Origin of the sequence: Pseudomonas sp. Irchel s3f7 (genome assembly GCF_900187615.1) — a bacterium.
GTDB lineage: Bacteria > Pseudomonadota > Gammaproteobacteria > Pseudomonadales > Pseudomonadaceae > Aquipseudomonas.
In genome coordinates, this window is sequence record NZ_FYDO01000005.1 from 176,176 (window position 1) to 202,419 (window position 26,244).

Annotated in this window: 25 protein-coding genes; 14 read left to right on the forward strand and 11 right to left on the reverse strand. The window is 60.3% G+C overall.

Going from position 1 to position 26,244, the window contains the following annotated elements; genetic code table 11:
* Positions 1-46: 46 nt before the first annotated feature.
* The 4 genes from CKW19_RS06145 to CKW19_RS06160 all read right to left on the reverse strand — a co-directional run bounded on the left by CKW19_RS06145 (position 47) and on the right by CKW19_RS06160 (position 4,213).
* Positions 47-2,098 (reverse strand): bifunctional diguanylate cyclase/phosphodiesterase, encoded by a 2,052-nt coding sequence (locus tag CKW19_RS06145; RefSeq protein ID WP_095057076.1) that lies wholly within the window; start codon positions 2,096-2,098, stop codon positions 47-49.
* A 331-nt stretch (positions 2,099-2,429) separates the two neighbouring features.
* Entirely contained in the window at positions 2,430-3,026 is a 597-nt protein-coding gene (locus CKW19_RS06150) for a superoxide dismutase (RefSeq protein WP_095057077.1), read from the reverse strand.
* Positions 3,027-3,202: 176 nt separating this feature from the next.
* Positions 3,203-3,805 (reverse strand): LysE/ArgO family amino acid transporter, encoded by a 603-nt coding sequence (locus CKW19_RS06155; protein WP_095057078.1) that lies wholly within the window; start codon positions 3,803-3,805, stop codon positions 3,203-3,205.
* Between the two features lie 6 nt (positions 3,806-3,811).
* Positions 3,812-4,213, reverse strand: coding sequence for an ACT domain-containing protein (locus CKW19_RS06160; protein WP_095057079.1), 402 nt, complete (start codon positions 4,211-4,213; stop codon positions 3,812-3,814).
* Between the two features lie 95 nt (positions 4,214-4,308).
* Here CKW19_RS06160 and CKW19_RS06165 point away from each other — a divergent pair, with 95 nt between their 5' ends.
* From CKW19_RS06165 to CKW19_RS06180, 4 genes are all read left to right on the forward strand, one after another.
* A complete protein-coding gene (locus CKW19_RS06165) occupies positions 4,309-5,202 on the forward strand; it encodes a LysR family transcriptional regulator ArgP (protein WP_095057080.1) in 894 nt (297 codons plus the stop codon).
* A gap of 54 nt (positions 5,203-5,256) precedes the next feature.
* Positions 5,257-6,249 carry an NAD(P)-dependent oxidoreductase gene (locus CKW19_RS06170; protein WP_095057081.1) on the forward strand — a complete coding sequence of 331 codons (993 nt, stop codon included), beginning with the start codon at positions 5,257-5,259 and terminating at the stop codon, positions 6,247-6,249.
* Between the two features lie 117 nt (positions 6,250-6,366).
* Positions 6,367-7,245, forward strand: a complete 879-nt coding sequence (locus CKW19_RS06175; protein ID WP_095057082.1) for an ATPase — start codon at positions 6,367-6,369, stop codon at positions 7,243-7,245.
* Positions 7,246-7,382: 137 nt separating this feature from the next.
* Positions 7,383-8,231, forward strand: coding sequence for a cache domain-containing protein (locus tag CKW19_RS06180; protein ID WP_095057083.1), 849 nt, complete (start codon positions 7,383-7,385; stop codon positions 8,229-8,231).
* Between the two features lie 113 nt (positions 8,232-8,344).
* Here CKW19_RS06180 and CKW19_RS06185 read toward each other — a convergent pair whose 3' ends face one another.
* Both CKW19_RS06185 and pobA read right to left on the reverse strand, forming a co-directional pair.
* Positions 8,345-9,862, reverse strand: coding sequence for an MDR family MFS transporter (locus tag CKW19_RS06185; protein WP_095057084.1), 1,518 nt, complete (start codon positions 9,860-9,862; stop codon positions 8,345-8,347).
* Between the two features lie 78 nt (positions 9,863-9,940).
* On the reverse strand, positions 9,941-11,125 hold the full coding sequence (gene pobA / locus CKW19_RS06190; RefSeq protein WP_177408782.1) for a 4-hydroxybenzoate 3-monooxygenase: 1,185 nt from the start codon (positions 11,123-11,125) through the stop codon (positions 9,941-9,943).
* Positions 11,126-11,315: 190 nt separating this feature from the next.
* Here pobA and CKW19_RS06195 point away from each other — a divergent pair, with 190 nt between their 5' ends.
* On the forward strand, positions 11,316-12,212 hold the full coding sequence (locus tag CKW19_RS06195; protein WP_095057086.1) for a helix-turn-helix domain-containing protein: 897 nt from the start codon (positions 11,316-11,318) through the stop codon (positions 12,210-12,212).
* 9 nt (positions 12,213-12,221) lie between these two features.
* Here CKW19_RS06195 and CKW19_RS28820 read toward each other — a convergent pair whose 3' ends face one another.
* Together CKW19_RS28820 and CKW19_RS06205 are read right to left on the reverse strand one after the other, a co-directional pair.
* On the reverse strand, positions 12,222-12,398 hold the full coding sequence (locus CKW19_RS28820; RefSeq protein WP_177408776.1) for a hypothetical protein: 177 nt from the start codon (positions 12,396-12,398) through the stop codon (positions 12,222-12,224).
* A gap of 202 nt (positions 12,399-12,600) precedes the next feature.
* On the reverse strand, positions 12,601-13,506 hold the full coding sequence (locus CKW19_RS06205; protein WP_218232050.1) for a LysR family transcriptional regulator: 906 nt from the start codon (positions 13,504-13,506) through the stop codon (positions 12,601-12,603).
* Between the two features lie 211 nt (positions 13,507-13,717).
* Here CKW19_RS06205 and CKW19_RS06210 point away from each other — a divergent pair, with 211 nt between their 5' ends.
* Positions 13,718-14,602 (forward strand): MBL fold metallo-hydrolase, encoded by an 885-nt coding sequence (locus CKW19_RS06210; protein ID WP_095057089.1) that lies wholly within the window; start codon positions 13,718-13,720, stop codon positions 14,600-14,602.
* Between the two features lie 200 nt (positions 14,603-14,802).
* On the opposite strand, the gene CKW19_RS06215 is transcribed toward CKW19_RS06210, so the two are convergent.
* Positions 14,803-15,684, reverse strand: coding sequence for a LysR substrate-binding domain-containing protein (locus CKW19_RS06215; RefSeq protein WP_095057090.1), 882 nt, complete (start codon positions 15,682-15,684; stop codon positions 14,803-14,805).
* A gap of 161 nt (positions 15,685-15,845) precedes the next feature.
* Here CKW19_RS06215 and CKW19_RS06220 point away from each other — a divergent pair, with 161 nt between their 5' ends.
* The 6 genes from CKW19_RS06220 to CKW19_RS06245 all read left to right on the forward strand — a co-directional run bounded on the left by CKW19_RS06220 (position 15,846) and on the right by CKW19_RS06245 (position 23,302).
* Positions 15,846-17,483 carry a 5-guanidino-2-oxopentanoate decarboxylase gene (locus CKW19_RS06220; protein WP_095057091.1) on the forward strand — a complete coding sequence of 546 codons (1,638 nt, stop codon included), beginning with the start codon at positions 15,846-15,848 and terminating at the stop codon, positions 17,481-17,483.
* Positions 17,480-18,928 (forward strand): aldehyde dehydrogenase family protein, encoded by a 1,449-nt coding sequence (locus CKW19_RS06225; protein ID WP_095057136.1) that lies wholly within the window; start codon positions 17,480-17,482, stop codon positions 18,926-18,928. Before CKW19_RS06220 ends, CKW19_RS06225 begins: the two co-directional genes overlap by 4 nt.
* A 297-nt stretch (positions 18,929-19,225) precedes the next feature.
* Positions 19,226-20,329, forward strand: coding sequence for an extracellular solute-binding protein (locus CKW19_RS06230; protein WP_095057092.1), 1,104 nt, complete (start codon positions 19,226-19,228; stop codon positions 20,327-20,329).
* A gap of 147 nt (positions 20,330-20,476) precedes the next feature.
* Positions 20,477-21,385: an ABC transporter permease gene (locus CKW19_RS06235; protein WP_095057093.1), complete on the forward strand. Its 909-nt coding sequence runs from the start codon at positions 20,477-20,479 to the stop codon at positions 21,383-21,385.
* Positions 21,382-22,230, forward strand: coding sequence for an ABC transporter permease (locus CKW19_RS06240; protein ID WP_095057094.1), 849 nt, complete (start codon positions 21,382-21,384; stop codon positions 22,228-22,230). Before CKW19_RS06235 ends, CKW19_RS06240 begins: the two co-directional genes overlap by 4 nt.
* Positions 22,231-22,246: 16 nt before the next feature.
* Positions 22,247-23,302, forward strand: a complete 1,056-nt coding sequence (locus CKW19_RS06245) for an ABC transporter ATP-binding protein (protein WP_095057095.1) — start codon at positions 22,247-22,249, stop codon at positions 23,300-23,302.
* Positions 23,303-23,635: 333 nt separating this feature from the next.
* Here the strand turns inward: CKW19_RS06245 and CKW19_RS06250 are convergent, their stop codons facing one another.
* Positions 23,636-24,565 (reverse strand): AraC family transcriptional regulator, encoded by a 930-nt coding sequence (locus CKW19_RS06250; RefSeq protein WP_095057096.1) that lies wholly within the window; start codon positions 24,563-24,565, stop codon positions 23,636-23,638.
* Between the two features lie 418 nt (positions 24,566-24,983).
* Here CKW19_RS06250 and CKW19_RS06255 point away from each other — a divergent pair, with 418 nt between their 5' ends.
* Positions 24,984-25,337 (forward strand): antibiotic biosynthesis monooxygenase family protein, encoded by a 354-nt coding sequence (locus CKW19_RS06255; RefSeq protein WP_095057097.1) that lies wholly within the window; start codon positions 24,984-24,986, stop codon positions 25,335-25,337.
* A gap of 39 nt (positions 25,338-25,376) precedes the next feature.
* Positions 25,377-25,607, forward strand: a complete 231-nt coding sequence (locus CKW19_RS06260) for a hypothetical protein (RefSeq protein ID WP_095057098.1) — start codon at positions 25,377-25,379, stop codon at positions 25,605-25,607.
* On the opposite strand, the gene CKW19_RS06265 is transcribed toward CKW19_RS06260, so the two are convergent.
* Positions 25,608-26,237 carry a flavin reductase family protein gene (locus CKW19_RS06265; protein ID WP_095057099.1) on the reverse strand — a complete coding sequence of 210 codons (630 nt, stop codon included), beginning with the start codon at positions 26,235-26,237 and terminating at the stop codon, positions 25,608-25,610.
* Positions 26,238-26,244 lie beyond the last annotated feature (7 nt).

The following is a 26,244-nucleotide window of genomic DNA, read 5'->3' on the forward strand; positions in this document are numbered from 1 at the left end:
CATCATCATTCACGACCATCGCGAGCAAGCTCGCTCCTACAGGGGGTTACAAGATAGCGGCGTTGGTGCGCTGGGCCTGCTTCAAGTAAGCGCTCAGTTCCCTTGATGGCAGGGGCTTGCTGTAAAAGTAACCCTGACCTTCATGGCAACCTTCCGAGATGATGTAGGCCTCTTGCTCAGCGGTTTCCACGCCTTCGGCAATCACCTGCATGCCCAGGCTCTTGCCCAACTGGATGATGGCCCGAACGATGGTTGCATCGTCGTCGTCATCGAGCAGATCCTGAACGAAGCCCTTGTCGATCTTGATCTTGTCCAGCGGCAGGCTTTTCAGATAGCTCAAGGACGAGTAGCCCGTACCGAAGTCGTCGATGGCAATCAGCGCGCCGGAGCGACGCAGGCTGAGCAAATGCTGGGCTGCGGTGCTGATGTCTTCCATCAGGCCGGTTTCGGTGACTTCGAGCTCGAGGCTGCGTGGCGGCAGGCGGTACATCTGCATCAGGTTGTTGACCACCCGTGGCAGCTCGGCGTGGTGCAACTGTACGGTAGACAAATTGACCGCCATGCGCAGGTCGCTGAAGCCCAGGTCGTGCCACTCGCGCAATTGCTTGCAGGCCTGATCCAGCACCCATTCCCCAATGGCAATGATGGTGCCGTTCTGTTCGGCCAGCGGGATGAATTGGTCGGGTGGCACCAGCCCGTGGTCGGGGTGCTGCCAGCGAATCAACGCTTCGACACCGACCACCCGGTGATCGCGATAACTGATTTGTGGTTGATAGACGAGGTAGAACTGGTTGCGGGTCAGCGCATCACGCAGGTCTTTTTCCAGTTCGCGGCGTCGCCGCATTTCGGTGTCGACGCTGGCGATATAGAACTGATAACGGTTGCGCGAGCGGGTCTTGGCCAGGGTCATGGTCTGCTCGGCTTTCTGCAACAGCTTCTCGGTGCTGTCGCCGTCCTCCGGGAACAGGGTGATGCCGATGGTGGCGCGCAGGCGGATCTCCTGATGATCGAGGGCAAACGCCGCTTCCAGGTCATCGAGAATGCTTTGCGCCAGTTCGGCAGCCTCGTAGGGCTGCTCGATATCGGCCTGCACCAGGGCGAACTGGTCGCCACCGAGGCGGGCGAGGGCGCCTAGACGCCCGCTATGACCACGCAGCCGATCGGCCAGGGCCAGCAGCAACTGGTCACCGGTCTGGTAGCTGAATTGTTCGTTGATGCCTTTGAAGTCATCGAGCCCGACACACAACACAGCGACCCGCCGTTGCAGTTTGCCAGCGTCAATGAGGATCCTGTCCAGTTGCGTTTGCAATTGCTGACGGTTCGGCAGGCCGGTGAGGAAGTCATACTGGGCCATGCGCAACAGGCTGTTTTCTGCTTCATGGCGCAGGTGGGTGTTGCGCTCGATGGATTCGAGCAACTGGTTGGCGGTGTTGATCCAGATCCCCAGTTCGTTTTTCTCATGTCCCTTGAGTTGCGGGATTTTGTGTTCGCTGGGGCGGTCCGGGTTGATTTCCGTCAGGTGCTCGATGATCCGCGACAGTGGTTTGGTCAGCAGCCAGTGGTAGACCAGATACAGCACTAACCCCATCGCCAGGGCGCGCAATACGCCGGAAATGAAGATGATCACCGAGCTGACAATGAACCCCTGGCCATAGGTGGCGGTATCGAGGGTAATGCTCAGGTCACCGTAGTACTCGCTGTACGGACCGCGTCCTACCAGTTGGGTGGTGAACGTGCGCTCCTTGCCCAGGATCAGGTCGGTCAGCCAACGAGTATTGGACTGCTGCAACTCGCGGGACTTTTGCGCGAGCATGGCTTCATTGGGATGGCCGATGGAGGCCTGGCGCACGGCATCGTCCTGAAACAGACCTTCGATAACCTGCATGCCCATTTCCCTGTCCAGGCTGTAAACGGCCTGGGTCGAGGGATCGCGAAACATGTCGAGGATGCGGTCGGCGTCGCCGGCGACGGCCTGGCGTGTGTTATAGGCATCGAAAACAATCTGCGCGCAGCTCAAGACCACGCCGACGATCAATGCCGACAGGAGCACGACCCGGAGCAACTTCACCGACAAGCTGTTCTTGAGTTCCAGCTTCAAAGGGTTATTCCTTGTTCCGTGCGGGTAGCATCAAGTTGCCATGAGTATTGGCAATCCCGTGATGCCAGTCAAAGGGACAATCATCCATGGGAAATTTTGCCTGCAGCTTGGCCGATATGCAGCATCTGAAACCATTAGCCTATCGCACTGTGTCGGTTGTCGAGTCCTTCAACTTGAGGGGGAGGTGCAGATATTTTCCATGTGTTTGATGTTAGCCCCCTGTGGCGTGGGGGCAAGGGCGATAACGCCTGTTTCAATGTCGGAAAATGTCCGTGGCATCAGGCGAAAAAAAACCCGGCATGAAAGCCGGGTTTTTTGACTGGCGTCGAGCTTAAGCGGTGAAGGTTTTGCCTTCGAACTGCTCAGCCACGAACTTCCAGTTGACCAGGTTCCAGAACGCCTCGACATACTTCGGACGAACGTTGCGGTAGTCGATGTAGTAAGCGTGTTCCCAGACGTCGCAGGTCAGCAGCGGGGTGTCGCCGTTGGTCAGCGGGTTGCCGGCGCCGATGGTGCTGGCCAGGGCCAGGGAACCGTCAGCCTTTTTCACCAGCCAGCCCCAGCCGGAACCGAAGGTGCCGATGGAGGTTTTGCTGAACTCTTCCTTGAACTTGTCGAACGAACCGAAAGCCGCGTTGATGGCTTCAGCCAGCGCGCCGGTTGGTTGACCGCCAGCGTTTGGCGCCAGGCAGTTCCAGTAGAAAGTGTGGTTCCAGACCTGAGCGGCGTTGTTGAAGATGCCACCCGAGGAAGTCTTGACGATTTCTTCCAGGGTCTTGCCTTCGAACTCGGTGCCTGGCACCAGGTTGTTCAGGTTCACGACGTAGGTGTTGTGGTGCTTGTCGTGGTGAAATTCCAGAGTTTCCTCGGAAATGTGCGGCTGCAGAGCATCGTGTGCGTAAGGCAGTGGCGGCAATTCGAAAGCCATGGTGAATCTCCTAATCAGGTCAGGTGCGGTGAGCGCAAGGCCGATCACGGGCGGCCAGACAAGCGCCGGGGAGTTTGTACTCTTTGCGGCGCAGGTGTCGGATCATAGCACCGGGGTTGCGGCATAACCACGCAACAACTGTGTGGAATAGAGGTTCCAGAGCCTTTTGGAATAACTTATCCGGCGCTGATCAGCTGGAACGCTACCGCGAACATCATCACCGCGACCAACAGGTCGAGAATTCGCCAGGTGCTCGGGCGGGCGAGCCAAGGGGCCAGCCATGCCGCGCCGAGTGCCAGGGTGAAAAACCACAGCAGCGATGCACTGGCGGCGCCCACCACGTAGGCACCGGGTTCTGTTTGCTGGGCACCGAGGGAGCCGATCAGCAGAACGGTGTCCAGATAGACATGTGGATTGAGCAACGTCACCGCCAGGGCGCTGAGCATGACGGCGCGCAATGAACGCACGGTCTGATTTTCACCCTGTTGCAGGCTCTGACTGGAAAAGGCCCGACGCAGCGCCTGGCTGCCGTACCAGATCAGGAATGCCGCACCGCCCCAGCGGGCAATCGCCAGCAACGTCGGATTCTGCGCCAGCACCGTCGCCAGCCCGAACACGCCGGCGGCCACGAGCAGGGCGTCACAGGCTACGCACAGTGCTGCGACCGGCAGGTGATGCTCACGCCGCAAACTTTGCGCCAGCACAAACGCATTTTGGGTCCCGATCGCCATGATCAGGCCGAAGGCCACCAACAGGCCGTTCACATAACTTTGCCACATTGCGTTTTACTCCCCGTTGGCCGCCAGGTCCCGCAGCACTTGCACGGCGCGCTCGGCGTCGGCCTGGCCGACAAACAAATGGTCGTGGAAGTAGCCGGCAATCACGTTGCAGCTGATACCGGCCTTGCCCAATGCCGTGGCGAACGCGGCAGTCAGTCCAACGGCTTCGAGGGCCGAGTGCACGTTGAGGGTGATCCAGGCCGCGATGTAGTCGAAGCTGAATCCGGCCTTTTCGGCGTGGGAGCGTTCCAGAATGACGGTCAGGCCTTCCTGTTCGCGAAAACTGCCGATGATGTCCAGACCCGCAGGCAATGTCCCGTCACGCAGGGTGCAGAACACATACTCGCCGGCGTTGAGTTGCGGGCTCATGCTGCGCAGCAGCGTTGCCAATGAAGTTTCGCCAGCCATGGGGGGATCCTTGTTCAAGAGTTCTTGTCGGGCATTCTCCGTGCGAAAGCTGTATAAGAAAAACCAATCATGCTGATCGCTCATTAGGAAAACTGATGTTCGACTATAAATTGCTTTCCGCGCTGGCAGCGGTGGTAGAACAGGCCGGTTTTGAACGGGCAGCCCAAGTGCTGGGGTTGTCGCAGTCGGCGATTTCCCAGCGCATCAAATTGCTGGAGGCACGGGTCGGCCAGCCGGTGCTGATACGCGCCACGCCGCCCACCCCGACTGAAATCGGGCGCCGACTGCTCAATCATGTGCAGCAGGTGCGGTTGCTTGAACGGGATTTGCAAAGCTTGGTGCCGGCGCTCGATGAAGAGGGCTTGCCGGAACGCCTGCGGATCGCCTTGAACGCCGACAGCCTGGCGACTTGGTGGGCGCAGGCCGTGGGGGATTTCTGCGCGCAGGAGAAGGTATTGATGGATCTGGTGGTCGAGGACCAGACCGTCGGCCTCAAGCGCATGCGTGCCGGTGAAGTGGCAGCCTGCCTTTGTGCCAGTGAACGCCCGGTTGCCGGGGCGCGCAGCGTGCTGTTGGGGGCCATGCGCTATCGCGCATTGGCCAGTCCGGCGTTCATTGCCCGGCACTTTCCTGACGGCGTACGCGCCGATCAGTTGGCCCGAACCCCGGCGCTGGTGTTTGGCCCGGACGATTTCCTGCAGCATCGATATCTCGCTTCGCTTGGCGTCGATGGCGGCTTCGAACACCACTTGTGCCCGTCGTCTGAAGGATTCATTCGCCTGACTGAAGCCGGGCTCGGCTGGGGACTGGTTCCGGAATTACAGGTGCGCGAACAACTGGAACGCGGTGTTTTGCTGGAGCTTTTGCCAGATAAGCCGATCGATGTGCCGCTGTACTGGCATCATTGGCGCAACGGCGGTCAACTGCTGGGTTTACTCACGGATCAATTGGTGCGCGCGTCGAAGCAATGGCTGGTGCCGTTGGACTGACGGGCAGCGTCAAGACCTCACGCAATACGCAAAACGAAATATTCGGAGCACTACATGAAAATTCTGGTTACCGGCGCAAGCGGCTTCATCGGCGGGCGCTTTGCGCGTTTCGCCCTGGAGCAGGGCCTGGACGTGCGGGTCAACGGTCGCCGGGCCGAGAGTGTGGAGCATCTGGTGCGCCGCGGCGCCGAGTTCATCCCGGGTGACTTGAGCGACCCGGAACTGGCGCGCGAACTGTGTTCTGACGTCGAGGCCGTGGTGCACTGCGCTGGCGCCGTCGGTTTGTGGGGGCGTTATCAGGACTTTCATCAAGGTAACGTCCAGGTCACCGAAAACGTGGTCGAAGCGTGTCTGAAGCAGCGGGTTCGGCGGTTGGTGCACTTGTCGTCACCGTCGATCTACTTTGATGGCCGCGACCACGTGGGCCTGACCGAAGAACAGGTGCCCAAGCGCTTCAAACACCACTATGCCGCGACCAAGTATCTGGCTGAGCAAAAGGTCTTCGGTGCCCAGGAGTTCGGCCTCGAAACCCTGGCCTTGCGTCCGCGTTTCGTCACCGGCGCCGGCGATATGAGCATATTCCCGCGCCTGCTGAAGATGCAGCGCAAGGGCCGCCTGGCGATCATCGGCAACGGCCTGAACAAGGTCGATTTCACCAGCGTGCACAACCTAAACGAAGCGTTGCTCAGCAGTTTGCTGGCCACCGGCTCTGCCCTGGGCAAGGCCTACAACATCAGCAACGGCACGCCGATCCCCTTGTGGGACGTGGTCAACTACGTCATGCGCCAGATGGACGTCCCACAGGTCACGCGTCACCGTTCCTTCGGCCTGGCTTACTCGGTTGCCGCACTCAACGAGGGCGCGTGCAAGCTGTGGCCGGGGCGTCCCGAGCCGACGCTGTCGCGCTTGGGCATGCAGGTCATGAACAAAAACTTCACCCTGGACATCAGCCGCGCCCGGCATTATCTGGATTACGATCCGAAGGTCAGTCTGTGGACGGCATTGGATGAATTCTGCGGCTGGTGGAAGGCCCAGGACATTCGCTGACGAACAGCTGCCGGTCGCCTGTTGAACCGAGGACCGGGGATCAGGGTCAATGGTTGCGGTCGTGAGGGTTATACTGCACGGCACAAAGCCATCATCTGTTTCACAAAGGTTGATTCAATGTCCATGCGTAACGATGCCAACGACGACTTCGACGACGTACCGAGCCTGCGTGCAGACGTCCTCGATGACGATGATTTTCCACCGACCACTCGCAAGGTCGTGCACTCGCGTACGGCGCCGGTGGTCAAGGTCAAGGCCGCGAGCACCGGGCCGCTGTGGGCATTGGTCGGCGCGTTGTTCTTTGCGTTCGCGGGCCTTGCCTGGTGGAGTTTTCAGCAGATTTCGCTGATGGAGCAGCAATTGGTGGCGACCCAGGAAAGCTTCGCGCGAATCAGTGAGGAAGCGGCGGGTCGTTTGCAGGACATTTCCGGCAAGGTGGTCGCCAGCCAGACAAACGTCACCACCGACAGTGAAGCCCTGAAGCTGCAAATCAAGCAACTGGAAAGCAGGCTGCTGGAGCAGACCACGCAACAGCAGGGCGTTGCAGGCCAGGCATCGGACCTCGACAAGCGTCTGGCGCAGATGACGGCACAAACCGCCGAACTGGATAAGCGCCTGGCACAAATGGCAGCCCAGAACACCGAGCAACAGACCGCCAACACGCAATTGCAGGCGCAGGTCAAAGCACTCGGCAGTGAATTGACCACGCTGAAAAATGCTCCGGCGGATGCCGAAAAATTCGATGCGCAATTGAAAAGCCTGGGCGCCGATATCGTCGCACTGAAAAAACAAGGCAACCCAAGCGCCGCCATCGAGCGACTGGAGCAGGACATCCTGATACTCAAAAGCCAGCAGGACAATCGCCCGGCAGCGCCACAAGGCGGGTCCAGCACCGCCGAGTTCGATGCGTTCCGCGGCCAGGTCACCCGCAACATCAATACCCTTCAGGCGCAGATCCAGAACCTGCAACAGCAATTGCGCGCCCGGCAACAGTAATCGTCTGTTCAGTGAGTTTTTGTGCCGAGCGAGCTTGCTCCCTCGGCACAAAAACCATCCTCATGTTTCCTGAATATCCATACATCCCCCATTGCCGTCTACGCTCTTGAAACACCAACAGGAACGAGGGACACGCAATGGGGTTTCTGCAAAAGTTGACCTGGCTCTGCGGCATGCTTGTGCTGTGCCTGGGCCAGGCGCAGGCCGCCGGTACCGAGAAGGAAGACAGCAAGGCTGCCATCGCCTTGCTGGAAAAGGCCTTGGCGTACTATCACGAGAATGGCGACAAGGCCTTTGCGGCCTTCAGCCGTCAAGGCGAGTTCGTCGACAAGGACCGGTATGTCTTCGTGCTCGACACCAAGGGCGTCATGCTCGCCAGCGGCGGGCCGTCCGCCGCGTTGATTGGCCGGGATGTGTCGGAAACCCTTGGGCCGGATTTGCAGAAAACCTTCAAGGATGCCTTGAAAGTACCGGAGGGCAATGGCATTCAGCAGGCGGAGTATCGCTGGCAGAACTGGGGCGACGGCAAGGTCGAGCGCAAACACGTGTACTACCAGCGCGTCGGTCAACGGATTCTCGCGGTCGGTTACTACCTGCCACGGGCGTCAGCCGAGCAAGCCATGGCTTTGTTGAACAAAGCGGCAACCGATCTGGCCAAGGACGAAAAGGGCACGCTGACGGCGATCAATTCCCTCAAGGGCGGGTATTTGCAGGACGACCTCTATGTGTTTGTTGTCGACCTGGACACCCAGCGGTATGTGGCCCATGGCACCAACTTGCGGCTGATCAACACCGATTTCAACAAGGTTGAAGATCCGGAAGGCAAACCGGTCGGCGAGCCGATTCTGGCGCTGATGGCTAAACAGGATTACGGCGATTACGAGTACCGCTGGAAAAACCCGGTGACCGGCAAGGTCGAGAACAAGCATGCGTACCTGAAGAAGGTCGGGCACTTCCTGGTGGCGGTCGGGTATTACAGCCCTTGAATCGTGGTGCCTGTCAGACCGCCTTCGCTGGCAAGCCAGCTCCTACAGGGAATCAGGCGTCCCTCGCACTTCGTAGGAGCTGGCTTGCCAGCGAACGCCGCAACGCGGTCTGTCTAGCGCGCCTTGTCCTCACGCCCACGTAACAACAGGTTCGGCATCGCAATTGCCGCCGCCAACCCCAACAGCGACACGACCGCGCTGACGATCAGCAAGTGCCGGAACGTCAGCAGCAGTTCCGCGCGCAGGGCGTCTTGCGCATCCCCCGGTGCAGCGTTCAAACCATCCAGCAACACATTCCCTGAATGCCCTTCGGCAATCAGTGTCGAGCCGGCCAGATGGGCGAAGCTCGAATCCTGCAACAACGCCAGCAGCAGCGCCGACATCAACGCCACACCCACCGCGCCGCCCAGTGAACGGAACAGGTTGGTGGTGCTGGTGGCCACACCGATATCACGCTGTTCCACCGAATTCTGTGTGCCCACCAATGAAGTCGGGAACTGCATGCCCGAGGCAATCCCGCAGAGCAACATGAACAGGCTGCTCAGCACAAACGCCTGGGGCGGACTGAAAGCCATGCCCAGAATCGAGATCGGCATCAGCACAGCGCCGGTGAGGATCATGGGTTTGTAGCGCCCGGTCACAGACGTGCGGCGCCCGGCGAAATAGGCACCGATCGGCAAGCCCATGGCCAGCGGCAGCAAGTGCAGGGCCGCGCTGTCGGCACCAGCACCGGTCACGCTCTGAAAGCGCAGCGGCATCAACACGATCAACGAAATCGCCTGGAAACTGGTGAAGAAAATCGTGCACCAGCACAGGATCGCATTGCGGTTGGCGAACAGATGCATGGGCAACAATGGCTCTCGCGCCCGACGTTCGTGGACCACGAACAGCCCCAGTACCAGCACTGCACTCGTCAGCAGCGCCAGCACTTCGGCGCTGCGCCACGAATGGCCCTGGCCGACTTGAGTGATGCCGAGTAGCAACGCGGTCAGGCCGATGATCATCAGCAGGGTGCCGAGGTAATCGATGATCGGTTTGCGTTGCGGGACCGGCAGGCCGACCAGCGTGCGATGGGCCACCCACCATGCGCCCAGGCCCAGCGGCAGGTTGATCAGGAACACCCAGCGCCACGACAGGTACTCGGTCATGTAGCCGCCGAGCACCGGGCCGGCCACACTCGCCACCGCATACATGCTACTGAAGTAGCCCTGATAGCGGCCACGTTCCCGGGGCGGCACGATGTCGCCGATGATTGCCTGACTCACGGAAATCATCCCGCCAGCGCCGATACCCTGAAGAATCCGCGCCAGCACCAATTGCTCCATGCTCTGGGCCATGCCGCAGAACACCGACGCCAGGGTGAACAGGCCCATGCCGAACAGCATCAACTTGCGCCGGCCGTACAGGTCACCCAATTTGCCGTAGATCGGCACGGCCACCGTCATCGCTACCATGTAGCCGGAAATCACCCAGGCCAACAGGCTGACGTCTTTGAATTGCGCAGAAATGGCCGGCATCGACACGGCGACGATGGTCTGGTCCAGGGCGCCCAGAAAGATCGCCAGCATCAGCGCGATCAGCACGCTGCGGATGGCCGGTTTGGGCGTTTCAGGCTGGTGGAGATTGGTCACGGGAAAACCTGCGGGCAGAGATTGACCCGCAAGCCGCAAGGCGAGCGGGGATGCTCGCCAGTGTAAGTCGATAGCAGGCTATTCGATAGCCTCGTACGGAAGGCCGACGTAATTTTCTGCAATGGTTTTGCGACCCGCTTCAGAACCGACAAAGTATTCCAGCTCCGATTCGGCAATGCGTTGGCTGAACGCATCGTGGTCGTCGAAACGGTGCAGCATCGACGTCATCCACCAGGAAAACCGTTCGGCCTTCCACACGCGACGCAGGCAGATTTCCGAGTACTTCTCCAGCAAATCGAGGCGATCTTCGCGGTAAACCTTGACCAGGATGTTGAACAGCGTGCTGACGTCGCTGGCCGCCAGGTTCAGACCCTTGGCCCCGGTGGGCGGGACAATGTGCGCGGCGTCACCGACCAGGAACATCCGCCCGTACTGCATGGGTTCGACGACGAAACTGCGCAGCGGCGCGATGCTTTTTTCGATGGACGGGCCGGTCACCAGTTTTTGCGCAAGCTCGACCGGCAGGCGGCTTTTGAGTTCGTCCCAGAAGCGTTGATCGGACCAATCCTCGACATTTTCGTCTGCGGGCACTTGCACGTAGTAACGGGTGCGCGTCGACGAGCGCATGCTGCACAGGGCAAAACCGCGCTCGTGGCGGGCGTAGACCAATTCTTCGTGGACCGGCGGCGTGTCGGCCAGAATCCCCAGCCAGCCAAACGGGTAGACGCGTTCGAACACCTTCAGGCATTCGGCGGGAATCGATTGCCGAGCCACGCCGTGGAAGCCGTCGCAACCGGCGATGTAGTCGCAATCGACCCGATAGGTTTCGCCATCCTTCTCAAAAGTGACAAACGCCTCATCGGTTTTCATGCCGTGGGGAACGACGTTGCTGGCCTGGTAAATCGTCTGCGCGCCCACCTCCCGACGAGCATCCATCAGGTCGCGGGTGACCTCGGTCTGGCCGTAGATCATCACGGTCTTGCCGCCGGTCAACGCTTGCAGATCAATGTGCACCTGGCGCCCGTCGAGGGCCAGTTCAAAACCGCCGTGGACCAGGCCTTCGGCGTCCATGCGCTGACTTACACCCGCCTGGCGCAGCAGCTCTACCATGCCTTGTTCGAGCACACCGGCGCGGATTCGGCCGAGCACGTAATCGGGGGTTTGACGTTCGAGAACGATGGTGTCGATGCCGGCGTTGTGGAGCAATTGGCCGAGAAGCAAGCCGGAGGGGCCAGCACCGATAATGGCAACTTGGGTTTTCAGTGTTTTCATTGTTCTTATGACTCGCAAGCTCCACGCGACCAAGGCCGGTGAATTATTTTTATGGATCGAGTGTTTGCATTTTTCACTTGCGAGTCTGTCAATTGAAGGTGAAAACTGAGCCGATAGCTGTACATTCTGCCAATCGGTGCGATTATCGCCCCAGATCAACCCCGAGGCCTGGATTGAAGTGATGAACAAGCCTGACCTGCCTTCGATTCCGGTGTTCAAGCTCTACGGTGAAAGCCTGGATTGGCCCACCCCGGACTTGCTGCACTGTGAAACCATTTCCAAACGCAGCCGCGAACATCATTGGGAAATCAAACCCCATCGCCATGCCGATCTGTGTCAGCTGCTTTTCGTCTTCAAAGGCCAGGCAGAACTTGAAATCGAAGGCCAACGCACGCAACTGAGCGAACCGGCGATCCAGATCCTGCCGCCGCTTTCGGTGCACGGCTTTCGTTTTTCCGAGGATGTGGAAGGTTTCGTGGTCACGTTGGCGGCGCCACTGATCGCCCATTTGCAGGTGCAACTGGGGCATTCGGTGAATGCCCTGGCCCAGTCTGAAAGTTACCCGGCCGGCAAAGATGCCGAGTACCTTAATAGCCTGTTCAGTGCGTTGCAGAACGAATACACCAGCCACCAACCGGCGCGGGAAATGCTCATGCATTCGCTGGTCAGCGTGATCATGGTGTGGGTCAGCCGTCAGGTGATCCAGCGACGCACTGCCATGGCGCGACCGCAGCGGGCACGGGAATACCTCAACGGGTTTATTCAGCTGGTGGAAGAGACTTATCGCCAGCACGTCAAGGTCGAGGACCTGGCGCATCGGCTGGGGATTTCCGTCTCCCACCTCAATGGCACGTGCCGTGAACTGGCGGGGCAACCGGCATTGCAGATCATGCACGAGCGGCAATTGCTGGAGGCCAAGCGTTTGCTGACCTACACCAGCATGACCATTTACGAAATGTCCGATGTGTTGGGGTTTTCTGATCCGACCAACTTCACACGCCTGTTCCGACGTCGAGTGGGGATCTCGCCAAAGGCGTTCCGCGACCGCTTGAAGGCCGATCAGGGCAACGAGACCTGATCCCCTTCGTTATCGGAGGGCGTTGAGGGTCGCGTTGTGAGGAATGCAGTGCTCGTAATTGCAGCTCGCGGCCTCACGGGGCAGATTACGCAACTGCTCGACACGCCAGGCAGCAGCGCCATACAGCCCGAGGGTGACGGCGCAGGTGACGAAAATCGCGAGGTATCTTCTTGTTCTGATGTTCACGGCATTAACCTCTGAACGAATACCTTTCGGTATTACTTTGAGCATAGGTCAACGCGGGTGAGTTACCAGCCATGGCGCGGCATTCAGAGCGCTGATGCCCCTTGTGGGAGCTGGCTTGCCAGCGAAGAGGGCGTGTCAGTCACCGTTGATGTTGTTTGATACGCCGCTATCGCTGGCAAGCCAGCTCCTACAAGGTCGGTGTTTACAAATACGCGTCCCATTGCGGTTCTTCCGGAAATCTGATCACCAGAAAATCCAGCAGACTGCGCAGCGCCGTCGGCATGTGTTTGCGTGAGGCATACACGGCGTACACGCTCATCTCTCGAGGTTCGGCTGTGGATAACAGTCGCACCAGTTCACCGCTGTGGATGTGCACCCCCGCCTGATACGTCGGCAACATCGCCACCCCGGCACCGGCCATCGCAGCGCGCAGCAACGTGCTGGCTTCATTGGCGCTGATGTTGCCGTGCACCGGTACCGAAACCTGCTCGCCGTCCTGCTCGAAATGCCACAGGCTTTTGCCGAAATAGGAATGGGTGAGGCAGTTGTGCTGGCTCAGGTCTTCTACCCGCTGCGGTGCCGGGTGCTCGCGCAGATAAGCCGGAGAAGCGCAGATCACTGAGCGACAGACTGTCAGGCGGCGGGCGATCAGGTTCGGGTCCAGGTCATTGCTGGTGCGGATCGCCAGGTCGATGCGCTCATCCACCAGGTTCACCGTGCGGTCGAGCATCTGCATGTCGATGCTGACGCCGGGGTAACGCTTGACGTAAGCGGCCATGGCATCGGCCAGTTGTGCCTGGCCGAACGAAGTGCTGACGCTGATCCGCAACAATCCACGTGGGGCATCGTCCGGGACGCTGACGGCGGCCTGCATGTCGGTGGACAAGTCGAGCATCTGCCGACAACGCGGCAGCATTTCGCTACCGGCGGCGGTCAGGCTCAGCTTGCGCGTGGTGCGGTGCATCAGGCGTGCGCCGACCCAGTCTTCCAGTTCTGCCAGATACCGCGAAACCACTGGCCTCGACAGCTCCAGATGATCGGCGGCAGCCGACTGACTGCCGAGGTCGACCACCGTGACGAACACACGCATTGCTTGTAGACGATCCATGATTTGCCCGATTTCAGAAACAAACTATGTCCAAGGATCGCATTTTTTGTACTGAGTCAGGCAACTAAGCTCCCTCCATCTTCTGTAGGAGCCGGCTTGCTGGCGATGCTGTCCCAGGCGCCGCGCTTTCCAGGTCAGCATGGGTTTTCGTTAAAGACCATCGCCAGCAAGCCGGCTCCTACAAAGGCGTATTTCAACCAAGGAGCAACAGATGATCGTTTTCACCACGTTTAAGCGTATTTTACTGGCCAGCGCCGCTCTCGGCTTTGCCGCCCACGCCAGTGCATCGACGCTGACGCTGGATGTCTACAACCCTGGAGAAAAAGCGATTTTCCCGGTGACGTCCGTACTCGTCAGCGGCGAAAAAGACGCGATCCTGGTAGACGCGCAGTTCGGCAAATCCCAGGCCGAACACGTGGTCGAAAAGATCCGCGCCAGCGGCAAGCAACTGACCACCATCTACATCAGCCACGGCGACCCGGATTACTACTTCGGCCTCGACACCCTGACCGCTGCATTCCCCAAGGCCAAGGTGCTTGCATCGCAGCCCACCGTGGACCACATCAAGAAAACCGTCGACGGCAAACTGGCCTTCTGGGGGCCGAAGATGGGCGCGGACGTACCGGCCAAAACCATCGTGCCGGACGTACTCAAGGGCGACAGCCTGATCCTCGAAGGGCAGAAGTTGCAGGTGGTGGGCCTGAAAGGCAAACAGCCAGATCGCAGCTTTGTGTGGATTCCATCGATCAAGGCAGTGGTCGGTGGCGTGGTCGTGGCAGAAAACATCCACGTGTGGATGGCCGATACCCAAACTGCGCAGTCCCATACTGATTGGTTGGCTACGCTGCATGCCATTGAAACCCTGAAACCGAAAACCATTGTGCCGGGCCACTACCTCGGCGAGAGCGCCCGTTCGCTGGCCGCCGTGCAGTTCACCGCTGATTACATCAAGGCTTTCGACGAAGAAACCGCCAAGGCCAAGGACGCTGCCGCACTGATCGCCGCCATGAAAAAGCGCTTCCCGACCCTGGGCGAAGACAGCTCCCTGGAACTGAGCGCCAAAGTCGCCAAGGGCGAGATGAAGTGGGGTGAGTGAGCTGATGCGGTGAGGCGTTGATGGTGCTTTTTGTGGCGAGGGAGCTTGCTCCCGCTGGAGTGCGAAGCGCTCCCCTGCAATGTGTCAAGTACACCGCGTTTTCAGGTCTTACGACTGCTGCTCAGCCGCGCGGGACGGTGCGGCGATCCGACAAGCCCCCTCGCCATATTCGCCAGCAAGCCGGCTCCTACAAGGGCGGCTCAGCGTGACTGAGCCTGCTCCACCAACCACCCCATCAACTCACGCAACTTCGGCGAAGGCGTGGGTTTTTCGGGGAATACCAGGTAATACGCCAGCCCGGTTTTTACCTTCAATTCAAAGGGCATGACCAGCCGCCCGGCGTTCAGGTCATCGCCGATCAGCGACCAGTCGCCAATCGCCACCCCCGTTCCCTGGGACGCCATCGACATCGCCAGGTCCAGTGTTTCGAAATGCTGGCCCTTGCCGACATTGGTCAAGTGCACATCCGCCGCTTTCAACCACGCCTTCCAGTCCCGCTCATCCCGGGTCGGGTGCAGCAGCAAATGTTGTTGCAGATCGGCCGGTGTTTGCAGCGTCATCGGCCCTTCGAGCATGGGTCTGGAACACACCGGTGTCAGTTGCTCATCGAACAGTTTTTGCGCCATCAACGCACTGTCCGGCGGCGGTCCGTACATCACTGCCGCATCGAATTGTTCGCGATGAAAATCCACGCCGTGCTTGACCGTGGTGGTCAGTTCCACCGGCACGTCCGGGCGTTCCTTTTGCCATTGCAGCAGGCGTGGCAGCAACCAGCGCATGACGCAGGTCGGCGCCTTGAGTTGCAAGGTTTCGCGCTTCTCACCGATCTGTTCAACGGCCTCGTCGATCAAGCCGAAAATCTGTTGCACCCGTGGCAGCCATTCCCGTCCCTCGGCCGTGAGACCCAGACCCCGGGCCTGGCGGATGAACAGCTCATAACCCAGATGATCTTCCAGCCCGGCGATCTGTCGGCTCACTGCGCCTTGGGTGATGTGCAGTTGCTCGGCGGCCCGGGTGAAGTTGCAGCACTGCGCGGTAATCAGAAAAGTGTGCAGCGCCGGCAGGGGAGGCAGTCGTTTCATTGGGATCCAAGGTATGACGTGAGGACATGGCTAGTATGACTTTTTATCCATTGTTGCGGCTATGTGTCGCCCGTTCCAATGAGGCCATCCCTGGACCTGCGAATCCATCATAAACACTGCGCAGGCCCGGCGTCTCAAATCGAACAAGAAGGGCAATTCACATGGCGACGTGCGGCGAAGTATTGGTCAAGTTACTCGAAGGCTACGGGGTCGAGCAGGTGTTCGGCATTCCCGGGGTGCACACCGTGGAGCTGTATCGCGGGCTGGCCCGTTCGAGCATCAACCACGTCACGCCGCGCCATGAACAGGGCGCCGGCTTCATGGCCGACGGCTATGCCCGCACCAGCGGCAAACCGGGTGTGTGCTTCATCATCACCGGCCCTGGCATGACCAACATCACCACCGCGATGGGTCAGGCTTATGCCGACTCGATTCCGATGCTGGTGATCTCCAGCGTGCAATCGCGCAGCCAGTTGGGTGGCGGTCGCGGCAAACTGCACGAGCTGCCGAACCAGGGCGCGCTGTGTGCCGGTGTCGCGGCGTTCTCCCACACCCTGATGTCGGCGTCGGAATTGCCGGGCGTATTGGCCCGTGCCTTTGCGCTGTTCCAGGCCGGTCGTCCGCGTCCGGTGCACATCGAAATTCCGTTGGACGTCTTGGTTGAAGACGCCGACGAACTGCTCAACAGCCTGCCGGTCAACATCGACCGCGCCGGTGCTTCGCCATCCGCCGTTTCGCGCATGACGGAATTGCTGGCCGGCGCCAAGCGTCCGCTGATCCTCGCCGGTGGCGGTGCCATTGATGCCGCTGCCGAGCTGACCGAACTGGCCGAGTTGCTCGACGCGCCGGTCGCGTTGACCATCAATGCCAAGGGCATGCTTGAGTCCGCTCACCCGTTGCTGATCGGTTCGACCCAGAGCCTGGTCGCCACTCGCGCATTGGTCGCCGAGGCCGACGTCGTTCTGGCCATCGGTACTGAACTGGCCGAGACCGACTACGACGTGACCTTTGCCGGTGGTTTCGAGATTCCTGGCAAGCTGCTGCGTGTCGACATCGACCCGGACCAGACCGTGCGCAACTACCCGCCGCACGTGGCGCTGGTGTCCGACTCGCGCAACGCTGCCCAAGCCTTGCTCAGTGCGCTGTCGCACAAATCCTTGGCCGAGCGTCGCAATGATTGGGGTCAGGTTCGCGCCGCACGCCTGCGTGAAGACCTGGCCGCGACCTGGGATGGGCCGACCCTGGCCCAGACCCGTTTCCTCGAAACCGTGTTGCACGAACTGCCGGACGCCGTGTTCGTCGGCGATTCGACCCAACCGGTGTACACCGGCAACCTGACCTTCAACCCTGAGCGTCCGCGTCGCTGGTTCAACTCGTCCACCGGTTACGGCACCCTCGGTTACGCCTTGCCGGCAGCGATTGGCGCCTGGCTCGGTGGCAGCGTTGAAAGCGGCACTCGTCCGCCAGTGGTGTGCCTGATCGGCGACGGCGGCCTGCAATTCACCCTGCCGGAACTGGCCAGCGCCGTTGAAGCGCGCACCCCGGTGATCGTGCTGTTGTGGAACAACCAGGGTTACGAAGAGATCAAGAAATACATGGTCAACCGCGCCATCGAACCGGTGGGCGTCGACATCTACACCCCGGATTTCATCGGTGTGGCCAAGGCCCTGGGTTGCGCCGCCGAAGCGGTCAGTGGCGTCGAACAACTGCGCGGTGCGCTGCGTACGGCGAGTGATCGTCAGGGCCCGACCCTGATTGAAGTCGATCAGACCGAATGGATGCAGGCGGTGTCGAAATGACTTTTCCAACCAACCTGGATGGCCTGTACATCAACGGTCAATGGTCGGCGGGCAACGAACACTTGCGCGTGATCAACCCGGCGACCGAAGCGCTGTTGACCACCGCCAATGGCGGCGATGAACGCGCTGTTGATCAAGCCGTGAGCGCGGCCACCCTGGCTTTTACCGACTGGTCGAAAACCACCGGCGCCGAGCGCGGCGCGATCCTGCGCAAGATCGCCAATGGCGTGCAGGCCCATCGCGAAAAGCTGATGCACTTGCAGTCGAGCAACAACGGCAAGCCACAGTTCGAAGCCGCGATTGATGTCGATGACGTGATCGCCACGTTCGAGTATTACGCCGGTCTGGCCGAGGGACTGGACGCCAAACAAGACAGCAATGTCGAATTGCCGACCGACGACTTCAGCGCGCGTTTGCGTCGCGAACCCTGCGGTGTGGTGGGCCTGATCGTGCCGTGGAATTTCCCGATGGTCACCACGGCGTGGAAACTCGCGCCAGCCTTGGCCGCCGGTTGCTGCGTGGTACTCAAGCCTTCGGAAGTCACGCCGCTGCCGGAGCTGGAACTGGCCGCGATCATTGCGGATGCCGGGTTGCCAGCGGGCGTGTTCAACCTGGTGTGCGGCACCGGCCTGGCCGTTGGCGCTCCGTTGTCGGCTGACTCGCGCATCGCGAAAATCTCCTTCACCGGCAGCAACGCGGTCGGCGTGCAGGTCATGCAACGGGCGGCAGAAACCGTCAAAGGCGTGAGCCTGGAACTGGGCGGCAAATCTTCGCTGCTGGTGCTCGCCGATGCCGATCTCGACCTGGCGGTGGAAGTGGCCTGCGGTGGTGGTTTCTTCAACGCCGGGCAGATGTGTTCCGCCACCAGCCGCGTGCTGGTCGCTGAAGAACTGGCCGATGAATTCCTGAACCGAGTGAAGACCCGTGCCGAAGCGATCCGCGTGGCCGACCCGTTCGACCCGGACGTGGAAATGGGCGCACTGGTCAATCAGGCGCAGTACCAGCGTGTGCTCGGCCACATCGATCGTGGTTTGAGCGCTGGCGCCAAGTTGATTTGCGGCGGTAATCGTCCGGCAGATCTGCCGCGCGGATATTTTTTGCAGCCGACGGTGTTCACCGAAGTGCCCCTCGATAGTGCGCTGTGGTGTGAAGAGATTTTTGGTCCGGTGATTTGCGTACGCCGTTTCGCCTCCGAAGCCGAGGCGATTGCCCTGGCCAACGACAGCCAGTTCGGTCTGGTCGCCAGTGTCGTATCGCGCAATGCACAGACTGCTGACCGCGTCGCCAACGCCTTGCAGGCGGGGCTGGTGTGGATCAATGCGCCGCAGGTGATCTTTCCGCAGACCGCTTGGGGCGGCTACAAGCAGAGCAGTATCGGCCGCGAATTGGGGCCGTGGGGCTTGCAGGCTTTCCAGGAAATCAAACATGTGATTCGGGCCATCTGAAGGCTCTTTCCTGTAGGAGCGAGCCTGATCGCGATGGACGTCAACGATGACGTGGGGTGCCTGAATGTACGTGGCGCCTTTGCACCCATCGCGAGCAAGCTCGCTCCTACATGAGGCATGCGCCGACGTCATGGCTTCAATGAGTTTTTATCGATAGTCAGGTGTTTTACACGACCTCAGGATGAACTCACTGGTTCAACCAAACCCCCGAAAACAGAGGGGCCAAGGCTGATCCAGTCGCGCGGATGCAACAGTTTCGACCTGCCTTATACCTACAAAAACAAAGGGAGTCCGTAAATGGGCGAGCATGATCTGAACAGACGTCAATTCATCAAGACCGTGGGCGTAGCCTCGGTTGCAGCGGCCGCCATGAGCATGCCGTTCATCAAGGCCAATGCCAGCGATACACGCTTTGCCGGCAAGACCTTGCGATTGCTGACCTGGTCCGATGACACCGGCCTGGCCGCACTGCGCAACATCGCCGCGACCTTCGAAGACAAGTACGGCTGCAAGGTCATCGCCGATCGCACCGGCAGTACCTCGGAAATGGTCGCCAAACTCAAGGCCGGCGGTGATCGTCCGCAGTACGACATCATCACCCTGGCGGGCGTCGGCGCCGAAGGTCTGGCCGCCGCCAACCTGCTGGAAAAACCCGACCTCAACCGCATTCCCAACCTCGTCGATGTGCCGGAGAAATACCGCACCGGCGCCAACGGTCACGGCATCGGTTACCTGTTGTGGTGCAACAGCCTGGTCTACAGCACCCGCACCCAGAAAGAAGCCCCGACCAGTTACGCCTCCCTGTGGGACGCCGACGCGGCGCCGAACATCTTCCTGCCTCCGCCGAACTGGACCGAGGCCATGGACCTGATCATCATCGCCGCCAAACTGGCCGGTGGTGACGAGCACAACATCGAGCCGGGCTTCAAGAAACTCGCCGAGCTGAAAGACCGCGTGGTGACCCTGGGCGAAAACCCGAACCAGATCGCCGAACTGTTCCGCACCGGTTCCCTGGACATGGGCGGCCTGTACGCGCCGGCGTTCTTCCCGAAACAGATCCGCGACCCGGCCTACGGCCTGGGTGCCACCTTTGGCATGAAGGAAGGTTTCTACACCGACCTGATGCTGTCGGTGATGCCGAAGAATCGTCCGGGCGATACCGATATGGCCTACGCCTTCATCAACCACTCTCTGGACCCGCTGGTGCAGGGCAAGATGGCGGAAGACATCTACAACGGCCCGGTCAACGCCAAGGCGATCATCTCCGCCGAAGCACGCAAGAGCCCGTACATCCTTACGCCGGAGCAGATTGCCGAGAAGGCGATCATGCACGACAACGCCTTCCTGGCCAGCGTGCATGACCAATGGATTCGTCGTTACACGGAAATCTTTTCTTCCTGATCTGAATGACAGGGAGGCTCTTCGAGCCTCATCGCCAGCAAGCCCGCTCCTACAAGAACAGCGCATGACCTGTAGGAGCTGGCTTGCCAGCGATCGAGTGCGCAGCACTCGCCATGCGCCTGATCTTCCATTGACGAGACCTTTGCTATGGAACACCAACCTTTGACTCATTCGGTCAGCGTCGCTGAGTCGCGCCCGCGTCGGGGTGTTTCACCGACCGCGCGCGCCTGGCTTTTCCTCACGCCGTCGATGCTGTTTCTCGGCGTGCTGATCGCCGCCAGCCTGCTGGTCCTGCGCATGAGCGTTGGCACCAAGGGCGCGGAATGGTCCGGGTTCAGCCTGGCCAGTTACGCCCAGTTGCTGGAACCCTATTACCTCAAATCGCTGATGCTGACCCTGCGCCTGGCGCTGATCAGCGCGGTGATCGCTGTGATCCTGGCGATCCCGGTGGCCTACACCATGTCGCGTCTGACTTCGCCGTTCGTACGGCGGATTTTCCTCGCCGCGGTGTTGCTGCCGTTGCTGGTCAACCTGCTGCTGCAAAGCTACGGCTGGCTGGTGATTCTCGGGCCGGGCGGCATGCTCAACCAGGCGCTGATGGGCCTGGGCCTGATCAAGCGTCCGATCATGTTGCTGTACAACCAGAACGGCGTGTTGATGGGCCTGGTGCAGACCGCTTTCCCGTTGGCCGTGTTGCCGATTGCCAGCGCCATGCGCGGCGTCGCTCGCAGTTACGAAGAAGCTGCCGCCACCCTCGGTGCCAGTCGCTTGCAGGTGTTTCGCCAGGTGGTGCTGCCGATGAGCATGCCGGGGATCATCACTGGCGCGACGCTGGTGTTCGCCTACAACGCCAGCAGTTTCGTGGTGCCCTTGCTGCTCGGTGGCCGGCGTGTGCCGATGCTGGCGGTGATGGTGCATGACCAGATCGCCCCGCTGATGAACTGGCCCGCCGCATCCGCCGCCGGTGTGGTGCTGATCGTCACCACGCTCGCGATCATGACCCTGTCCGAATACATCACCGGCCGTCGTCGGCGCATGCTGGAGGCTTCGCAATGAGTACCCTGACCAAGAAGCGCCACTCGCTGTTGCCGGGTGATACCGGCAAGTTTGCCGGCATCCTTTCCGGCTTCATCCTGCTGCTGGCGGTGCTGCCGATTTTGACCATGATCGTCATGTCGTTCAGCGGCGCGTCGAACCTCGACTTCCCGCCGAGCAGCTACAGCCTGCAATGGTACAAAGCCGCCTGGAATACCTTCGTCTCACCGGATTCCAGCGACGTGTTGAGCCTCGGCCAGGCCATGACCACCAGCCTGATGGTGTCGTGCCTGACCATGATCTTCGCCACGATCATCGCGGTGCCGGCCGCCTACGCGCTGACCCGTTGCGAGTTCCGTGGCAAGGCCGTGGCGCTGCAACTGATGTCGTTGCCGCTGGTGTTCCCGATGGTGGTGTTGGGCCTGGCGTTGCTGCTGGTGTTCGACAGCCTGCCGTTCCACATGACCACCTCGCGCCTGGTGATTGCCCACGTGATCCTCGCCTTGCCGTTCGTGGTGAAGAACTGCACGGCGGCGATGCTCTCCATCGGCAGCGAAGTCGAAGAGGCCGCGCAAATGCTCGGTGCTTCACCGCTGCGGGCGATTGTCGATGTGGTGGTGCCGTTGATGAAGTCGGGGATTCTGGCGGGCATGCTGCTGGCGTTCATCGTCTCGTTCAACGAATTCACCGTGACCTATTTCCTCTACACCATCGACGTGATGACCGTGCCGATCTGGATGTACAGCCGCACCGTGTCTTCGCTCGACCCAACCGTATTTTCGTTTGCCGTGCTGATCGTGTTGATCGACTTCGTCCTGATCTGGGCGCTCGAAAAACTGGTGGGTGAAGGTGGCGTTTCGTTCTGATTTCTTGAGGTGATTTATGTCTGGTCTGATTCTGGAAAACGTCGAGAAACATTACGGCTCGGCCTGCGCGGTAAAAGATGTAAACCTGCATTTGCCCGAAGGCAAACTGGTGTGTTTCCTCGGCCCGTCGGGCTGCGGTAAAACCACTTTGCTACGGATGATCGCGGGGCTCGAAACCCTGACCGGCGGCGAGATCCGCCTGGACGGTGAAGATATCGGCAACACCCCGGCGCATCTGCGCAACTTCGGCATGGTGTTCCAGTCCCTGGCGCTGTTCCCGCACATGACCGTGGGCGAGAACATCGCCTACCCGCTGAAACTGCGCGGGGTCAGCAAGGCTGACCAGCAGGCGCGGGTGGTGGAGTTGCTGGAGCTGATCCAGCTGCAACCGATGATCAATCGTCCGGTGGCCAAGCTGTCTGGCGGCCAGCGCCAGCGCGTGGCGATTGCCCGGGCGATTGCCTCGCGCCCGAAAATCCTCCTGCTCGACGAACCGCTGTCGGCGCTGGACGCCAAGCTGCGCGAGTCGATGCAGGTGGAAATCCGTCAGCTGCAACAACGCCTCAACATCACCACCATCATGGTGACCCACGACCAGCGCGAAGCCATGACCATGGCCGATATCGTTGTGGTGTTGGGGGAGCACAAAGTGCAGCAGGTGGGCACGCCGATCGAAATCTATCGCCATCCGGCGAACGAATTCGTTGCGGACTTCATCGGCTCAGGCAACATTTTTCCGGCCACGGTGCTGGGCAATGGGAAGGTCAGCTTGCCGGGCGGCGATGCACTGCAAGTGCCGATCTGCAGCAGCATTGTGGTGGGTGAAAAAGTGAAGATGCTGATTCGCCCGGAAGACCTGCAACTGTCGGCGCCACAGGCGACGGCGGGGAATCGGTTGTTGGGCAAGGTGACGTTCGTGCGGGATATCGGGGCGACCATCGAGACGACGGTGGAGTGTTCCGGGGTGTCGTTTACCGCGCTGAGCACGCCGTGTCAGGGCTTTGGTTTAAGTATCGGGCATCCGGTGTCGGTGACCTTGCCGGTGGAGGCTTGCCGAGTATTGGGAGCTTGATCCGGATTTGATGTTGGCCTTTCTGGCCCCATCGCTGGCAAGCCAGCTCCTACAGGTTCTGTGAACGCCGCAGATCACTGTTGGCCTTTCTGGCCCCATCGCTGGCAAGCCAGCTCCTACAGGTTCTGTGAACGCCACAGATCACTGTTGGCCTTTCTGGCCCCATCGCTGGCAAGCCAGCTCCTACAGGTTCTGTGAACGCCGCAGATCACTGTGGGCCTTTCTGGCCCCATCGCTGGCAGGCCAGCTCCTACAGGATCTGTGAACGCCGCAGATCACTGTAGGAGCTGGCTTGCCAGCGATAGCGTCATCCGCAACACCACAATCTCTTGATCAAACCGACAACCGCAACCGCGCCAAATCCCTTAACGGCGGAGCCCCGAACAATCGGCTGTACTCCCGGCTGAACTGCGAAGGGCTTTCATAGCCGACTCGATACCCCGCCGCCGAAGCCTCAAGCCCCTCGGCCAGCATCAACCGCCGCGCCTCCTGCAAGCGCAGCTGCTTCTGATACTGCAACGGACTCATCGCCGTCATCGCCTTGAAACGGTGATGCAGTGTCGACACGCTCAGGTTCACTTCCTTCGCCAGATCATCAATGCGCAGCGGCTGTTCAAAATTGCCGTTGAGCCATTTGATCGCCTGGCTGATGCGATGGCTCTGGCTGTTGGCGATGGCGATTTCGTACAGCCGATGGCCCTGTTGACTGCGCAACAGCCGATAGAGAATCTCCCGGCGAATCAGCGGCGCGAGCATGGCGATATCTTTCGGGGTCTCAAGCAAACGTGCCAGGCGCAGCACAGCGTCGAGCATCGCGCTGTCGAGTTTTTCGACATACAACCCGCGCCCGGTCGGACGGGTGGGTACGCCCATGGGCCCGGCGTCGGCGATCAGCGCGGTGATTTCCGCCGGATCGATGTCCAGACGCAGGGCGAGGATCGGTTCTTCGGCCGAGACATTCACCACCCGACCACTCAGCGGCATCGAAACCGAGACCACCAGATAATTCAGCGGGTCGTAGTTGAAGTATTCATTGGCCAGCTGAACTTCCTTGCGGCCCTGGGCCATGATGCACAGCGCCGGTTGCGCCAGCACCGGGGCGAACTCGTGGGACTGGCTGTGGCGCGACATGAACAACGAACCGATGGCCGTGGCGTAGCTGCCATCTTCGGCGGTGTTGCGGCGAATGATCGCCGCCAGCTCCGCGCGCTGGTGCTCCATGTCGGTGTCCAGCGGGGTTTCAGAGTGATCGAGTGACGACATGCAAGGCATCCTCGGCAAGGCATGGGGAATGGGCAAAGCATAAGTTTGTGCAAGCCGCAGCGGTAGACACATCCTGCCCGATGCTTGCCTGATTCTGCACGGGGAGGGTTTCGTCCCCAAACACGGCCAACCCGCCGACAACTCCGATAACCCCGTAGGAGCTGCCGAAGGCTGCGATCTGTTGATGTTTACTTTCAACATCAAAAGATCGCAGCCTTCGGCAGCTCCTACACAAAACGCGTATGACAGAACCGTGACAGGGTTTTGCTCGTTGTTACAGGCGACTCATGCAGTCTCGCAGGATTGTGCAACGCACCGGCAGGAATCGACTAACGACTCACCCATCGCGGCCCTTAACCTTTGATCCTGTCGCAGCCCGTCCCCCGGCTGCCACGCGACTCCCCGGGAGGGTTGAACCATGTCCACGCAAATCCCAGTCAGTCATATGGCCTTCGTTCGAGCGTGCGCCGGGCGTTCGGCGGAACTCGGCGTGCGCCTCAGTGCCCTGATTGAGCCGTCCCGCGCGGCGCCAGGTTGCCTGAATTTTGCCTTGCAGCATTCGCAGTGCGACCCGCAGTTGTGGTTGGTGTCCGGTTTCTGGAGCAATCAACAAGCCATGACTGCGTACTTCAGTACCCCGGCGATGGAGGTTTTTGCCGAGCTGGTGCAGGAACTGGTGGTCAACAGCCTGGATTTTCATACGTTCAAGGACGTGTCGGCGGCGCAGGCCCTGCGTCAGTCGGGGGCAGCGGTACACAAACTGGCCGGTTGAGGGTTTAATGCAGCATCTCAATCAGCCAGGATTCGCGACATGGCACGTAAAGCCTTTGAACACTTCGAAGCCGTTTCCGCCGTAGTACCGGGCGAGGGTGGTTATCATGCCGCCATCGCCGTCAAAGCGCTGGGTGGTTCCGGTGCCCCGCGCTTTCACAAGGTTCTGGAAGAGCAGACCTTCAAGACCGCCCATGACGCCGATCTCGCGGCCGCGAAAGAGTTGACCCGCCTCAAGGACGTCAAAGAAGACGCTGACCTGCTCTGGTGATTACTTCACCGCCCCCGGGCGGTGCATCTTGAACAAGGCTTCAGGTCCCAGCTGGAAATAATCCGCGGGCCCACCGCCGCGCAGAATCGGCTCTGCCGCGGCGGTGTCGTACACCCCATCCTTCAACAGCCACTTGGCGATATGCACGGCGACCACTTCGCCGAGAATCAGCCAGCTCGGCACCACATTCCCGTCCGCGCGCTGCAACTGAATGATCTGCGTGACCTTGCACTCGAACGACACCGGGCTTTCGGCGACGCGCGGCACCTGGATGATGTTCGACGCCACTTTGGTCAGCCCGGACAGTTCGAACTCATCCACTTCCGGCCCGACCATCGCGCAGCTTTGGTTCATCTGCTCGGCCAACGGCCGGGTCGCCAGGTTCCAGGCAAACTCGCCGGTCTGCTCGATGTTGTTCAGGCTGTCTTTACGCCCGACGCTGGAGAACCCGATGATCGGCGGAATGTAGTTGAAGGCGTTGAAGAAACTGTAAGGCGCCAGGTTCAAGCGACCTTCGGCATCCTGTGAAGAAATCCAGCCGATAGGCCGCGGGCCGACGATGGCGTTGAACGGATCGTGGGGCAGGCCGTGGCCGTTGGCGGGTTCGTAATAGTGGATGTCGTCGGGCATGAAGGGA